Source organism: Mesorhizobium sp. B2-3-2 (assembly GCF_006442295.1).
Lineage (GTDB): Bacteria > Pseudomonadota > Alphaproteobacteria > Rhizobiales > Rhizobiaceae > Mesorhizobium.
In genome coordinates, this window is record NZ_VFWA01000002.1 from 89264 (window position 1) to 102705 (window position 13442).

Consider the following 13442-nt stretch of genomic DNA (forward strand, 5'->3'; position numbering starts at 1 on the left):
AGCGTCACAGCGTTCGGCTACACCTCCCGACATGGCAGAGATCGACACCAGGAAGACCATTGTGCTGACCGGCGCCAGCCGTGGCATCGGCCATGCCACGGTCAAGCGTTTCTCGCGCGAGGGCTGGCGCGTCATCACCTGCTCGCGCCAGGCATTTGCCGAGGATTGCCCGTGGCCGGCCGGTCCAGAGGACCACATCAAGGTCGATCTCGCCGACCAGGAGGATGTCGGCATCGCCGTCTCCGAAATCCGCCACCGGCTCGAGGCGCATGGCGGCCAGTTGCACGCGCTGGTCAACAACGCCGGCATTTCGCCGAAGCTCAAGGACGGCAACAGCCGCATGAACTCCATCGACACGCCGATGCATGTCTGGCGCGACGTGTTCCAGGTCAATTTCTTCGCGCCGATCATGCTGGCGCGCGGCCTGTTCAAGGAACTGGCATCGGCGAAAGGGTCGATCGTCAACGTCACCTCGATCGCCGGCACCCGGGTGCACCCCTTCGCCGGCACCGCCTATGCGACATCGAAGGCGGCGCTCGGCTCCCTGACGCGCGAGATGGCGCATGATTTCGGCCCGCACGGGATCCGCGTCAACGCCATTGCGCCAGGCGAAATCGACACCGCGATCCTGTCGCCGGGCACGGACAAGATCGTCGAGACCATTCCGCTCAGGCGGCTGGGCACCACGGCCGAGGTCGCCGACATCATCTTCTTCCTGTGCTCCGGGCAGGCATCTTATGTGACCGGCTCGGAAATCCACATCAATGGCGGCCAACACGTGTGATGGGGCTGATCCCAGGCTAGGGATCGTTCATCCGGTCATGGTGAGAACGGCCTTGCCGCTGAAGCTGCGCTGTCGCAGCGCGTCCAGGGCCTGGGCGATGTCGGTCCATGGCATGGTCAGGGCGACGCGGGTTTCCAGCCGGCCGGCCGCAACGAGAGCGAGCAGCGAGGCGATGTCCGAGCCAATGCCCGCGCCGGACGTGTAGTAGGCGAAAGTCTGAAGCCTCGCCCCCTCGTGGCCCGGAACGAACTGGCGGAACCCAATTGGCGTGAGTTCGCCACTGCTCGAGCCGAACATGACGATCGTCCCGCCAGGCGCGACGCGTTCGATCGCGTATGCGAGGCTTTGGCCACCGACCGACTCGGTGATCAGCGAAAACGGCCCCTCAGCCAGTTCGATCGCCTCGACGACTTGCCCGGCACCCAGGCGGCGGAGATCCTCGCCATGCCGGGCGGCCGCGACCGCGGTCACGCGCGCGCCCTGTTCGCGCGCGATCTGGAGCTGAAAACGGCCGACCGCACCGCTTGCGCCGGTGATCAGGACCCGTTGGCCGGCAAGGTCGCCCCCATGGCGCAAAGTCCTGAGCGCGGTGGTGCCCGCGACCGGAAGCGTAGCCGCGGAAACGAAGCTGACGTCATCCGGCAGGACGGCGAGGCGGTCGGTCGAAACCGCGACGCGTTCGGCCCAGCCCGCCTGGTCCACCAGAGCCGCGACCCGGGCGCCCACGGCTGGCCCGGAGCCGTCGGCCGCTGGCCGTTCGACAATCCCGACGATGTCCTGGCCGGGTATCCAGCCGTCCGGGCGTATGGTGAGCAGGCGCAATTCGCCGCGATTCAACGAGGTTGCATGGACCGAGACAAGCGCCTCGTTTGCGAGAGGCCGAGGGTCCTCGACCTCGGCAAGCGCCAGTCCGGTGGGGCTGTCGGAAGACATGACTAGGGCGCGCATGGGACGTACCTTCCTGCTGGTTTGTGGATGCAAAGCGCGGTGGCATCCTGATCAACCGGGCAAGCTGGAACCTATCGACTTCCCAACTTGAAGAATTTAGCTATCATGGCGTTTAATCGCTAAAAGCCGTCAATCATGAGACAACCTCTTCGTTATCCATGGCTCGACTTCAATGTGGATGATGTCCTCGCACCGGCAATCGCCGTGCGCGTCGACGTTGCCGAAACCAGGGCCGAAGTCCCCTCCCATCGGCATCGCAAAGGCCAACTCGTCTTCGCGCTCGGCGGTGGCGTCACATGCCGCGTCCCGAGCGGCCTGTGGATGGTGCCGCCGCATTGCGGGGTGTGGATTCCCGGCGACATGGAGCACAGCAATGTCGCGACCGCCAACGCCCGGATCTTCTTCGTCTACATCGAGCCGGGAGCCGCCGAATTGCCGGACCGGTGCTGCACCCTTTCGGTCTCGCCGCTGCTGCGCGAACTGATCATCGAACTGTCCGATGGCGTGGGGGATGATGAGGCGAGGGATGCGCTTTTGATCAGGACGCTGCTTGCCGAGCTGCCGCGCATGCCTGTCCAGCGGCTGCATCTGCCGATCTCATCCGAGCCGCGATTGAGGCGGATCGCCGAGGCGTTGGCGCAGGACCCCGCCGACCGCAGCACATTGTCGGAATGGGCCAGCCGGGTTGCGCTCAGCGAGAGTAGTCTCGCCCGTCTCGTCGTGAAGGAGACTGGCTTAAGCTTCGGACGCTGGCGCCAGCAGTTGCACCTGATCGTCGCAATTAGGGAATTGGCTTCCGGTGCGAGCGTGCAGCAGGTCTCCGGCGATCTCGGCTATGATTCCGTCACCGCCTTCATCACCATGTTCAAGAAGGCGCTTGGCAAGCCGCCGGCAAAATACCTCGGCAGCGTCGCGCAAAATGGCGGCTCTGCCTTTGTGGTGTGATCAACCTGACTGCACCTCGAACATACATTGTTAGAGCAGGCGACGCCTTGTAGATTCGAACGCCACCTTGGAGATGGAAAACATGGCGCTCAAGCGGATGGACAACGTAGGAATCGTCGTCGAAGACCTCGGAGAGGCGATTGATTTCTTTCGCGAGCTCGGCCTCGAGCTTGAAGGACGGGCCACGATCGAAGGAGAATGGGCCGGACGTGTCACCGGACTGGGCGATCAGCATGTCGAGATTGCCATGATGCGCACACCGGACGGCCATAGCCGGCTCGAGCTCTCCCGCTTCCTCAAGCCGCCTGTCGTCGCAGATCACCGGAACGCGCCGGTCAACGCCCTAGGCTACCTCCGCGTCATGTTCGCCGTGGACGACATCGACGAGACGCTTGAAAGGCTCCGCACGCGCGGCGCCCAGCTCGTAGGCGAAGTAGTCCAGTATAAAGACGTGTATCGGCTCTGCTACATCCGAGGGCCTGAGGGGTTGCTCATCGGACTCGCCCAAGAACTCGGTTGAGCGCGATACGAAGACAAATGGCAGGGGTGACCGATGTCAGCGGGCGCGTCCAAGGCCGCCCCACCTGTCCGAGGTCCAGACCTCCACGGTCGGCCGCGTTCTCGCTAGGCGCGGATTAGGTCCGTGCAGGATCGGCTCAGGCGGCGGACGGTTCAGCCGCCCGCGGCTTGTGACCAAGCACCTCTTCCACTATGCCGCGCGCGATCTCGCGTTCGCCCATGATCACCGTATCGGCACCGAGCCCCTTGAGATGCTCGACCTCGGCATCGGAATGGGCGCGGGCGACGACGTTGATGGCGGGATTGGCGGCGCGCGCACGCAGCACGATCTGACCGGCCTCGAAGGCATTGGGGATGGCCAGGATCAGCCGTTTTGCGCCTTCGGGATTGGCGGCCGCAAACACTTCGGCATTGGCGGCGTTGCCGGCCACGGTCTCGATGCCCTCGGCCCTGAGCTTCACCAGTGTCTTGTCGGCATCCTCGACCACCAGGAAGGGCAGGGCGGCTTCCTTCAACGCAGCGCCGACGAGACTGCCGACACGGCCGTAGCCGATCAGGATCGCGTGGCCGCTGAGGGCTGTTCTTGGCGGCGGTCCATCTTCCTGTTTCGCCGCCGAGGCGACTGAAGCCACCTGGCCGGGCTCCGTCGCCGGGCCGACCGGTTTGGGCTCCACAGGCGGCGCCGTCCTGGCGGCGCGGGCCTCGAGCCATGGCTTCATCCAGTCGATGACCAGGAACATCACCGGGTTGAGCACGATCGACAGGATGGCGCCCGCCAGGATGAGATCTCGCCCCTGTTCGGGCAGCAGTTTCAGCCCGACGCCGAGTTCGGCCAGGATGAAGGAGAACTCGCCGATCTGGGCAAGGCTCGCCGAAATCATCAGCGCCGTCGCCAGGGGATAACCGAAGGCGACGACGATGAGGAAGGCCGCCAGCGACTTGCCGACGACGATGATGGCGAGCGTCGCCAGGATCGGCAAGCCGTTGCTGAACAGGCTGAACGGGTCGAACAGCATGCCGACCGAGACGAAGAACAGCACCGAGAAGGCATCGCGCAGCGGAAGCGATTCCTCCGCAGCGCGGTGGCTGAGTTCGGATTCACTCATGATCATGCCGGCGAAGAAAGCGCCCAGTGCCAGCGAGACGCCGAACAGCTTGGCCGCGCCGAAGGCGACGCCAAGCGCTATCGCCAGCACCGAAAGCCGAAACAGCTCGCGCGAACCGGTATGGGCGACATAGTGCAGGATCCAGGGAATGACGCGACGGCCGACCACCAGCATGACGATGACGAAGGCTGCGACCTTGGCCAGCGTGATGCCGACGACGCCCCAGATGCCGTAGCTCGCGGGCAGGGACAACAGGCCGCTCGCATGGGCATCCGCCTGCCCCTGGCCGCCAAGCACGCCGGCAAGCGCTGGCAAAAGCACCAGCGCCAGCACCATGGCCAGGTCCTCGACGATCAGCCAGCCGACGGCAATGCGGCCGCGCTCGGTCTCGATCAGTCGACGCTCCTGCAGGGCGCGCAGCAGCACCACGGTAGAGGCCACCGACAGCGCCAGGCCGAAGACCAGCCCTGCTCCCGCCGACCAGCCGAGCATCCAGGAAAGCCCCGCGCCGAGTGCCGTGGCAAAGCCGATCTGGACGATGGCGCCGGGCACGGCAATGGCGCGGACCGACAGGAGATCCTTCAGCGAAAAATGCAGGCCGACGCCGAACATCAACAGAATGACGCCGATTTCGGCGAGTTCATTGGCAAGGCCGGCGTCAGCGACGAAACCGGGCGTGTTCGGCCCGACCAGCACGCCGGCCACGAGATAGCCGACCAGCGGCGGAATGCGGAAGCGGTTGGCGAGAGCGCCGAAGACGAAAGCGAGCCCCAGACCGGCTACGATGGTGGCGATAAGGGGAGTGTCATGCGGCATTGTCTATGGAGCGCCTTTCAAGCCAGCGATGCAGGATATGCGCCGCCCGAAGCCGCCGCTTGTTTGCAATATGGTGGATTGAGTGTCGGCCATGCAACCCCACAAAACCGGAATTGCCGGTGACGCGACAAATACCTCGCCGGTGGGCAAGCAAGCCGGAATTCGAGATCAGCCGAAATCACGCGCCGCAATGGCGGCGCTCGATAGCCAACGATCAAGCTGCCCGCAACAGAGCCTCGATCTCGAACACCGCGTGGTTGGTCAGCGTCTTGGGAATTTCCGCGCTGACCTTGTCGCTGACTTCCTTGTGCAAGGCCTTGCGCATCGCGCCGAGCACGAGCGGTGGCGCGATGAGGATGATTTCATCAAAAGAGCCTCGATGAGCCAGCTTGTAGAGCCGTTCGGCGAGTTCGTCGGCAAAGCGCTCCTTGCCGATCCGATGCCAATCCGTCTCCTCAACCGCGCTGCGGTGGACAGAGGGACCGTCATTGTAGCGACCGGGACTGTCGCTGCCTTGCTCGCGCGTTGGCGGGTTGTCCTGCCTCACTTCCTGCACCACTTCGAGGTTCGGAAATTTGGTGTCACCTGCATTTCTGAGGAAGAGCGCTTTTTCTCCGTCGGCCACCATGATCCAGATGCCGTGCTTCAACTTGATCGCGCTCATGACGCCGGGCTCCTTCCTTCGCTGCCGCCACGCTGGGTTCACGCCGCGGCTAGGTATGATTTTGCATTGCGCATGCGGAAGGAACGCGCCTCGATCCGGTAATGTTCCAGCCAAAAAGCCAGGTCATACAGGGGCTCCGTCGAGGCTGACGCGCGCGCACGAACGCCAGGCGGCTTTAATCTACTAAGTTAGTAGAATTTAGAAAAAACTGTTTTGTCATGAAGCGCGTTCGGCCCAAAAAAGAGGAGAAATCAAGGCCCTCGACAGCGGCTGGACGTCGGTCTCCGCAGCAAGGTGGAATATTTTTCTCTTGGCCGCGACGCTTTAGAAAAAGCGATTGCATCCCGGGAGGCGATGCGCGAGTGGGTTTCTTCAGCTTTTTCGCGCCCACGCGTAGAAGTGAAGACCAGATCAGGATTCCGTTCGTATCCATGCCGCAGCCCGCCCCCAAGCTCAATGCCTTCCCCGTCTTCGTACGGGTCGAAGACGAAGCCGTGACGATCGTCGGCGGCGGCGACGAAGCGTTGGCCAAGGCACGATTGCTTGGGCAGTCTAGCGCTACGCTGCGCATCGTCGCGGAGAGCGCCTCACCGGACATGCTCGGCTTCATCGCGCAGAGCGGCGCCACCCACTTCGGGGCCTATGAGGCGAGCCGGCTGGAAGGCTCGGTGATGGTGTTCGCTGCCAGCGGCGATGAGGCGCTCGACCGGCGCGTCGTCCAAGATGCGCGCCGGCTCGGCATTCCCGTCAATGCGGTGGACCGGCCGGAGCTTTGCGATTTTTTCACCCCGGCGCTGGTCAATCGCGCACCGGTCGCGATCGCCATTGGCACGGAAGGCGCCGGGCCGGTGCTGGCGCAGATGCTGCGTGCCCGCATCGACCGCATGCTGTCGCCCTCGTTGGGCAGGCTGGCGGCTCTCGCCGCGTCCTTCCGGGCCGCCGCTGAAAGCCTGCCCAGGGGCAATTCCCGCCGCCGGTTCTGGAGCGAGTTCTTCGGCGGTGCGCCGGCGCGCGCTGTCGAAGCTGGCGAGCTTTCGCAGGCGCATGACGCAGCCGCCGATCTTCTGCGTTCGGATGCATCCGCTTCAGGCCATATCGCCCTGGTTGGCGCGGGCCCCGGTGCCGAGGACCTTTTGACGCTGCGCGCGCATCGGCTGCTGATGGAGGCCGATGTCATCGTCCACGATGCGCTGGTGCCGGAGGCTGTCGTCGCCATGGGCCGACGCGACGCCGAGCGGCTGGCGGTCGGCAAACGCAAGGGCTGTCACACCAAGAGCCAGGCCGAGATCAACGCGTTGCTGGTCGAGCTTGGCCGCGAAGGCAAGCGCGTGGTGCGGCTGAAGTCGGGCGATCCCCTGGTGTTTGGCCGGGCCGGCGAGGAGATGGCGGCGCTGCGTGATGCGGGCGTAGCCTATGAGGTGGTTCCGGGCGTCACCGCTGCTTTCGCCGCCGCCGCCGATTTCGAACTGCCGCTGACGCTGCGCGGGGTTTCCTCCTCGATGGTGTTCACCACAGGTCACGATCTCAAGGGCAATTCGCTGCCCGACTGGGCCAAGCTTGCCATTTCGGGTGCCACCGTTGCTGTCTACATGGGCCGCTCGGTGGCCGCGGAGGTTGCCGGCCGGCTGATCGAGGCCGGGCTTTCGCCGGATACGGCGGTAGCCGTGGTCGAGAATGCCAGCCTCGGCAATCGCCGCCGTTTCCACGGCACGCTTGCCGACCTGCCGTCGCTCGAAGCGCGCGCCGACCTCTCAGGTCCGGTCATGACCATCATCGGCGATGCGGTCGCCGGCGCCAATTTCGAACGGTCCGAACCGCTCGCGGCACACAGGCATGAAGGTGCGCCCATAGCTGCCACCGAGGGAGTTCAGCAATGAAGATACTGACCGCCAACCGGCTCGCCGACGGTATCGCCGTCTGGTACGCAGACGGCGGGTGGGCCGAGACGGCGGACCATGCCGACCTCGCCCATGACAAGGCGGCCGAGGATCGTCTGGAAGCGATCGGCGCGAAAGCCCACGCCGACAACGAAGTCGTCGACGTCAACCTCATCGATGCCGAAATCGTCAATGGCGTTGTCGAGCCGGTGCGGTTGCGCGAGAAGATCCGCGCCGCAGGCCCCACCATCCGCAACGATCTCGGCAAGCAGGCCTCCCGGGCGGCGTAAGCCCAGACCAGAAGTGAACACGGGCGGACGCGCCCTGAAAGACGAAGCATGTACCGCTACGACGAGTTCGATCACGATTTTGTCCAGGCCCGCGTCGCCGAGTTCAGCGATCAGGTCCAGCGCCGGCTCGCCGGCGAGATCACCGAGGACCAGTTTCGGCCGCTCAGGCTGATGAACGGCGTCTATCTGCAATTGCACGCCTATATGCTGCGCATCGCGGTGCCCTATGGCACGCTGAACAGCAAGCAGTTGCGCATGCTCGGCCATATCGCGCGCAAATACGACAAGGGCTACGGCCATTTCACCACGCGCCAGAACATCCAGTTCAACTGGCCGGCACTGTCCGACATTCCTGCGATCCTGGCCGATCTGGCGAGTGTCGAGATGCACGCCATCCAGACCAGCGGCAATTGTATCCGCAACGTCACCGCCGACCATTTCGCGGGTGCGGCCGCCGACGAGGTCGCCGATCCGCGTCCCTACGCGGAAATCCTGCGCCAGTGGTCATCGGTTCATCCGGAGTTTTCCTACCTGCCGCGCAAGTTCAAGATCGCGGTAACCGGCGCGGAGCGCGACCGCGCCGCCATCCAGACCCACGACATCGGCCTGCACCTGAAGAAGAACGCGGCCGGCGAGCTCGGCTTCGCCGTCTATGTCGGCGGCGGCCAGGGCCGCACGCCGATGGTCGCCAGGAAAATCCGCGATTTCCTGCCGGAAGCCGACCTTCTGTCCTACTGCACGGCGATCCTGCGCGTTTACAACCTGCATGGCCGCCGCGACAACAAGTTCAAGGCGCGCATCAAGATCCTGGTCCACGAGACCGGCGTCGAGGAGATCACGCGCCAGGTCGAAGCGGAATGGCAGCAATTGAAGGACGCCGAGTTGAAGCTGCCGGAAGCAGACATCCGGGCCATCGACGCCTATTTCGCGCCGCCAGCGCTGACCGCGCGGCCGGACGGCGACGAGGCTGTAAAGCTGGCACGCCTCGATTCCAAGGGCTTCTCGGATTGGCTCGACCAGAACGTGGTGACGCATCGCCACCCCGACTATGCGGCGGTGACCATCTCGCTGAAGGGTATCGGCGAAGTGCCGGGCGATGCGACCGACAGCCAGATGGAAGCGATTGCCGATATCGCCGAGAAGTATGGATACGACGAGTTGCGCGTCAGCCACGAGCAGAACCTGATCCTGCCGCATGTGGCGCGCGCCGACCTGAAGGCGGTCTATCACGCACTTGTCGATATCGGCCTGGCGACCGCCAATTCCAACCTGATATCGGACATCATCTCGTGCCCGGGACTCGACTATTGCGCGCTGGCCACGGCGCGTTCGATCCCGATCGCGCAGGAGATCTCGCGTCGCTTTGCGTCGCTGGAGCGGCAGCGCGAGATCGGCGAGTTGAAGCTGAAGATCTCCGGCTGCATCAATGCCTGCGGCCATCACCATGTCGGACACATCGGCATTCTCGGAGTCGAAAAGAAAGGCACCGAGCTGTACCAGGTGACGCTTGGCGGTTCGGCCGACGAGAACACCTCGGTGGGCGAGATCATCGGCCGCGGCTTCTCGTCGGAAGAGATCACCGACGCCATCGAGCAGATCGTCGAGACCTATCTCGGCCTTCGGCTCAATCCACAAGAGAAATTCATCGACGCCTACCGCCGTGTCGGTCCCGCGCCGTTCAAGGAGGCGCTCTATGCTGGCGAAGCCAAGGCCGCTTGACCCTATCGTCGACGTCGATGACGGCATCGCCGCCAAAGCGGCGGGGCTTGATGCGCTCTATGGTCATCTGAAGCCGCTCGAGATCATCGAACGCGTGGCCAACGAACTGTTCCGCGACGAGATTGCCGCGGTGTCGTCTTTCGGGGCGGACTCGGCGGTGCTGCTGCACATGATCGCCGAGATCGACCGGACGCTGCCGGTCATCTTTCTCGATACGGGCAAGCATTTCGAGGAGACGCTCGGCTATCGCGACGCCCTGGTCGCCGATTTCGGGTTGACCAACATCCAGGTGATCAAGCCCGAGGAAGCAGCACTCGAGCGGATCGATCCGACCGGCAATCTGCACCAGAGCGATACCGATGCCTGCTGCAACGTGCGCAAGGTCGAGCCGCTGGCGCGGGGCGTGGCGCCTTTCCGCGCCTGGTTCACCGGCCGCAAACGCTTTCAGGCTTCGACGCGCGCAGCACTTCCGGTGTTCGAGGCGGTCGGCCCACGTATCCGCATCAATCCGCTGGCGCACTGGACGACGTCGGACCAGGCGGACTACATGCGTGCGCATGCGCTGCGCGAAAATCCGCTGGTCGCCTATGGCTATCTGTCGATCGGCTGCTTCCCGTGCACGCAACCGGTGCAGCCGGGCGAGGACGCGCGCAGCGGTCGCTGGGCCGGTCATGCCAAGACCGAGTGTGGCATTCACCTGTCGGGACTGGAGAAGTCGCTGACCGACGCATCGCTATAGGGTATGCTGATATTCAGGTGAGGCCAGCCTGCAAACGGCGGCTTCGGGGGCTCACGTACTACAAGTGCGCTCCGCTCCGGCTCTCGGAAGCTAACGTTTTCGACTCGGGCCTGCTTGAATCTCCACACACCCTTGAGCCCTTGAATTTTTAGGAAATTTCGATGACTGAACCGACGATACCGGAGACCCGCCTCTGGACCCCGAAGGGTTTTCGGGAGGATGAGTGGGCTCATGCCGAAGGCGCGGAAGCACTGTCCGGCAATGGCCGCTTCATCCTGCCGCTGCAGGCGTTTCTCGATCTCGATCCGGAGGTGCGCCGGTCGGCCAAGGAAAGGATCGGTGTCGTGCTGCAACCCGGCGATCAGCTCGAAAGGATCGCCGGCCTGCTCGATCAACTGTCGCTGGTGGCTCTGGCCTTTCCGTCGTTCAGCGATGGCCGCTCCTTCTCAAAGGGCGAATTGCTGCGCAGCCGACATCATTTCGAAGGTGCCGTGCGCGCCACCGGCCAGGTGCTGGTCGACCAGCTGCCGCATATGCTGCGGCTCGGTTTCGATGAATTCGAGATTTCCAATCCCGTGCTCTTGAAGCGCCTGGAAGAAGGCCGCACCGGCGGATTGGGACTCTACTACCAGCCTGCCGCCGTGCCGAAGCCCAAGGGACCGAAATACTCCTGGCGTCGGCTGCGTGCCGGCTGACATCACGATACTTCCCAGCGACAGAGGTTTACGCCGCCTGTCCTCTCCCGTCACGACGGCGGGAAGGCGCCGGTCGGCGGATCGGGGACCAGCAGAGCCAGACAGAAAATGGCTACGCCGCCATCCGTGCCTGACGAAACGATACCAGTTTCCCGCTGTTTTCATCCCACAGCGCCAGCTTGACGCAGCGCAGGCTCTCAAGAAGGGTGATGCGGCCTATGCCGCGCAATTCCGGATAATCGCGCAGCACTTCCTGCAGGCGGTAGCCTGGCACCTTCGCGGAGAGGTGATGGACATGGTGGACACCGATGTTGCCGGTGAACCAGTTCAGCACCGGCGGCAGGTCATAGTAAGAGGATCCGTGCAAGGCGGCGCGCTGGAACTCCCATTCATCGTCCTTCGCCCATTCGGTCTCCTCGAACTGGTGCTGGACATAGAACAGCCAGATGCCGGCCGATCCGGCGAGGATGACGATCGGCAGGTGGACCACCAGGAAAGCGCCAATGCCGACGAACCATATCAGGATCGACGCCGCCAGCACGATGGCGAGGTTGGTGGCCATCGAGGACACCCAGGGCTTCAGGCCACCGCGCATCATCCCGATCGGCAGCCTTTGCTCGAAGATGAAGAGCCATATCGGCCCCAGTCCGAACATGACCAGAGGATGACGATAGAGACGATAGGCGAGGCGACCTCTCCAGGACATCCGCCGGTACTCCGCGACCGTCAACGTCTTGATATCGCCAACGCCGCGCTCGTCGAGATTACCCGCGCTGGCATGATGGGTGGCATGAGCACTCCGCCAGCAATCATAAGGCGTCAGCGTAAGCACGCCTAGAACGCGGCCTATCCAGTCGTCGGCGGTGCGGTTGGCGAAGAAGGATCCGTGCCCGCAATCGTGCTGGATCATGAAAATCCGCACCAGGAAGCCCGCCGCCGGCAAGATCAGCACCAGCCCCCACCAATGGCCATAGGCAAAGGCGATCGAGGACAGCGCCCAGAGCGCTGCGAAAGGGATGAGGGTGATCGCCAGTTCGACGGCACTGCGCCGCCTGTCCGGCTTCTTGTAGCGCGACAATATCTTCAACCAGGCGCGCTTGCTATTGGCGGCAGTCTCAGGGGAAATCATGTTCATCAGGGACCATAGACGGAGCCGGCCCGCTCCCGCAAGGCTGCACTCACGCAAAATTACCGCGTGTAATTGTCGCGATGGGCGAGGGCCCGTCCAGCCATTGGGCCGGTTCCATCCGAATTTTCGCCAGCGCGCCTACTGACGCCCGCCGCCAGCCATCCCGCTTTCCATGCCGTCGAGACGATCGAGCAGGTCGCGGAAGCGGTCGGGAATGTCTTTCTCGGCGCGAAAGGCCGGCAGCGCATGCAGAAAGCGTCTCATCGCCGCGGTCCCCAGCTGGCGCCGGATTTCGGCGGCGATCCGATCTCTCTTTTCGCCTTTGTCGCGGAGTGTCATTTCAAAAATCCTGTGTCGGTTCGAAAATCCTCCAGCCAGCAAATGGTTCCCGTTCACGACGTCGGGGCAAGCAAAGGCGATAGCTATGGTAAAGTTTGAATTAAAATCGAAGCAACGCCTTGGCAGCCATCCGCTTCGAGCGGCTGGCCTTTGCCATCGCTTACCCCTTGATTTTTGCCCACCAAACCTCGATATCGGGCTCAAAATCCACACTATTCGAGATGACGGGAAACGGCATGAGCGACCAGGCAAAAGACGAACGCGCGCCCGACGAAATCGAGGCGACCGAGGCCAATGCCGAGCGCACGGAAGGTGGCGTCGATGGCGATTATGAAGCGGTTGTGCGGCTGCTGAAGGAGAATGAAGAGCTGAAGGATCGGGCGCTTCGCGTCGCGGCCGAGATGGAGAATTTGCGTCGCCGCACCGCGCGCGACGTGCATGACGCGCGTACCTATGCGGTTGCGAACTTCGCCCGCGACATGCTGTCGGTTTCGGACAATCTGCGCCGCGCGCTGGACGCGATTCCCGCCGAGGCCAAGGCGTCCGGCGATGCGGGTTTCAAGGCGCTGATCGACGGCGTCGATCTCACCGAGCGTGCCATGCTGTCCGCACTGGAGCGGCATGGCGTCAAGAAGCTCGCGCCGGAAGGCGAGAAGTTCGATCCCAATTTCCACCAGGCCATGTTCGAAGTGCCCAATCCCGATGTGCCGGCCAACACGGTGGTGCAGGTCGTGCAGCCGGGCTATTCGATCGGGGAGCGGGTGCTGCGCCCGGCCATGGTCGGCGTCGCCAAGGGCGGCCCAAAACTCGCCGCCGGCGAAGCGCCGGTCGAGCCGGGGCCCGTCAACGAGCAGGCGGAGAAGGATGCTTGA

At 63.8% G+C, this 13442-nt stretch carries 14 protein-coding genes; 9 read left to right on the forward strand and 5 right to left on the reverse strand.

Annotation, left to right across the window (positions count from 1 at the left end; translation table 11 throughout):
- Nucleotides 1-31: 31 nt before the first annotated feature.
- Complete coding sequence (locus FJ964_RS05635) at nt 32-784, forward strand: SDR family oxidoreductase (protein WP_140500256.1); 753 nt, start codon at nt 32-34, stop codon at nt 782-784.
- A 27-nt stretch (nt 785-811) separates the two neighbouring features.
- On the opposite strand, the gene FJ964_RS05640 is transcribed toward FJ964_RS05635, so the two are convergent.
- Entirely contained in the window at nt 812-1732 is a 921-nt protein-coding gene (locus tag FJ964_RS05640) for a zinc-binding dehydrogenase (RefSeq protein ID WP_140549480.1), read from the reverse strand.
- Between the two features lie 135 nt (nt 1733-1867).
- Between FJ964_RS05640 and FJ964_RS05645 the strand changes: the two genes are divergently transcribed.
- Both FJ964_RS05645 and FJ964_RS05650 read left to right on the forward strand, forming a co-directional pair.
- Complete coding sequence (locus tag FJ964_RS05645) at nt 1868-2677, forward strand: helix-turn-helix transcriptional regulator (protein WP_140549481.1); 810 nt, start codon at nt 1868-1870, stop codon at nt 2675-2677.
- A gap of 82 nt (nt 2678-2759) precedes the next feature.
- Nucleotides 2760-3197, forward strand: a complete 438-nt coding sequence (locus FJ964_RS05650) for a VOC family protein (protein ID WP_140549482.1) — start codon at nt 2760-2762, stop codon at nt 3195-3197.
- 136 nt (nt 3198-3333) lie between these two features.
- Here FJ964_RS05650 and FJ964_RS05655 read toward each other — a convergent pair whose 3' ends face one another.
- A complete protein-coding gene (locus FJ964_RS05655) occupies nt 3334-5118 on the reverse strand; it encodes a cation:proton antiporter (RefSeq protein WP_140549483.1) in 1785 nt (594 codons plus the stop codon).
- A 214-nt stretch (nt 5119-5332) separates the two neighbouring features.
- On the reverse strand, nt 5333-5782 hold the full coding sequence (locus FJ964_RS05660; RefSeq protein ID WP_140549484.1) for a host attachment family protein: 450 nt from the start codon (nt 5780-5782) through the stop codon (nt 5333-5335).
- 431 nt (nt 5783-6213) lie between these two features.
- On the opposite strand from FJ964_RS05660, the gene cysG reads away from it, so the two are divergent.
- The 5 genes from cysG to FJ964_RS05685 all read left to right on the forward strand — a co-directional run bounded on the left by cysG (nt 6214) and on the right by FJ964_RS05685 (nt 11102).
- Nucleotides 6214-7659, forward strand: a complete 1446-nt coding sequence (cysG, locus tag FJ964_RS05665; RefSeq protein WP_140549485.1) for a siroheme synthase CysG — start codon at nt 6214-6216, stop codon at nt 7657-7659.
- The gene (locus tag FJ964_RS05670; RefSeq protein ID WP_140549486.1) at nt 7656-7949 is read left to right on the forward strand and encodes a DUF2849 domain-containing protein; all 294 of its coding nucleotides are present in this window, start codon (nt 7656-7658) and stop codon (nt 7947-7949) included. Before cysG ends, FJ964_RS05670 begins: the two co-directional genes overlap by 4 nt.
- 48 nt (nt 7950-7997) lie before the next feature.
- A complete protein-coding gene (locus FJ964_RS05675; RefSeq protein ID WP_140549487.1) occupies nt 7998-9668 on the forward strand; it encodes a nitrite/sulfite reductase in 1671 nt (556 codons plus the stop codon).
- Complete coding sequence (locus FJ964_RS05680) at nt 9643-10407, forward strand: phosphoadenylyl-sulfate reductase (protein WP_140549488.1); 765 nt, start codon at nt 9643-9645, stop codon at nt 10405-10407. Before FJ964_RS05675 ends, FJ964_RS05680 begins: the two co-directional genes overlap by 26 nt.
- 161 nt (nt 10408-10568) lie before the next feature.
- Nucleotides 10569-11102: a DUF934 domain-containing protein gene (locus FJ964_RS05685; protein ID WP_140549489.1), complete on the forward strand. Its 534-nt coding sequence runs from the start codon at nt 10569-10571 to the stop codon at nt 11100-11102.
- 112 nt (nt 11103-11214) lie between these two features.
- Here FJ964_RS05685 and FJ964_RS05690 read toward each other — a convergent pair whose 3' ends face one another.
- Together FJ964_RS05690 and FJ964_RS31775 are read right to left on the reverse strand one after the other, a co-directional pair.
- On the reverse strand, nt 11215-12237 hold the full coding sequence (locus FJ964_RS05690; RefSeq protein WP_140549490.1) for a fatty acid desaturase: 1023 nt from the start codon (nt 12235-12237) through the stop codon (nt 11215-11217).
- A gap of 132 nt (nt 12238-12369) precedes the next feature.
- Nucleotides 12370-12495, reverse strand: a complete 126-nt coding sequence (locus FJ964_RS31775) for a hypothetical protein (protein WP_318012725.1) — start codon at nt 12493-12495, stop codon at nt 12370-12372.
- 311 nt (nt 12496-12806) lie between these two features.
- On the opposite strand from FJ964_RS31775, the gene grpE reads away from it, so the two are divergent.
- Nucleotides 12807-13442, forward strand: coding sequence for a nucleotide exchange factor GrpE (grpE, locus tag FJ964_RS05700; protein WP_140549492.1), 636 nt, complete (start codon nt 12807-12809; stop codon nt 13440-13442).

What these genes read in the sequence shown, in the direction of transcription:
- FJ964_RS05635 (WP_140500256.1), top strand. Translation starts at nt 32, where the DNA reads ATGGCAGAGATCGACACCAGGAAGACCATTGTGCTGACCGGCGCCAGC.
- FJ964_RS05640 (WP_140549480.1), bottom strand. Translation starts at nt 1,732, where the DNA reads ATGCGCGCCCTAGTCATGTCTTCCGACAGCCCCACCGGACTGGCGCTT.
- FJ964_RS05645 (WP_140549481.1), top strand. Translation starts at nt 1,868, where the DNA reads ATGAGACAACCTCTTCGTTATCCATGGCTCGACTTCAATGTGGATGAT.
- FJ964_RS05650 (WP_140549482.1), top strand. Translation starts at nt 2,760, where the DNA reads ATGGCGCTCAAGCGGATGGACAACGTAGGAATCGTCGTCGAAGACCTC.
- FJ964_RS05655 (WP_140549483.1), bottom strand. Translation starts at nt 5,118, where the DNA reads ATGCCGCATGACACTCCCCTTATCGCCACCATCGTAGCCGGTCTGGGG.
- FJ964_RS05660 (WP_140549484.1), bottom strand. Translation starts at nt 5,782, where the DNA reads ATGAGCGCGATCAAGTTGAAGCACGGCATCTGGATCATGGTGGCCGAC.
- cysG (WP_140549485.1), top strand. Translation starts at nt 6,214, where the DNA reads ATGCCGCAGCCCGCCCCCAAGCTCAATGCCTTCCCCGTCTTCGTACGG.
- FJ964_RS05670 (WP_140549486.1), top strand. Translation starts at nt 7,656, where the DNA reads ATGAAGATACTGACCGCCAACCGGCTCGCCGACGGTATCGCCGTCTGG.
- FJ964_RS05675 (WP_140549487.1), top strand. Translation starts at nt 7,998, where the DNA reads ATGTACCGCTACGACGAGTTCGATCACGATTTTGTCCAGGCCCGCGTC.
- FJ964_RS05680 (WP_140549488.1), top strand. Translation starts at nt 9,643, where the DNA reads ATGCTGGCGAAGCCAAGGCCGCTTGACCCTATCGTCGACGTCGATGAC.
- FJ964_RS05685 (WP_140549489.1), top strand. Translation starts at nt 10,569, where the DNA reads ATGACTGAACCGACGATACCGGAGACCCGCCTCTGGACCCCGAAGGGT.
- FJ964_RS05690 (WP_140549490.1), bottom strand. Translation starts at nt 12,237, where the DNA reads ATGAACATGATTTCCCCTGAGACTGCCGCCAATAGCAAGCGCGCCTGG.
- FJ964_RS31775 (WP_318012725.1), bottom strand. Translation starts at nt 12,495, where the DNA reads ATGAGACGCTTTCTGCATGCGCTGCCGGCCTTTCGCGCCGAGAAAGAC.
- grpE (WP_140549492.1), top strand. Translation starts at nt 12,807, where the DNA reads ATGAGCGACCAGGCAAAAGACGAACGCGCGCCCGACGAAATCGAGGCG.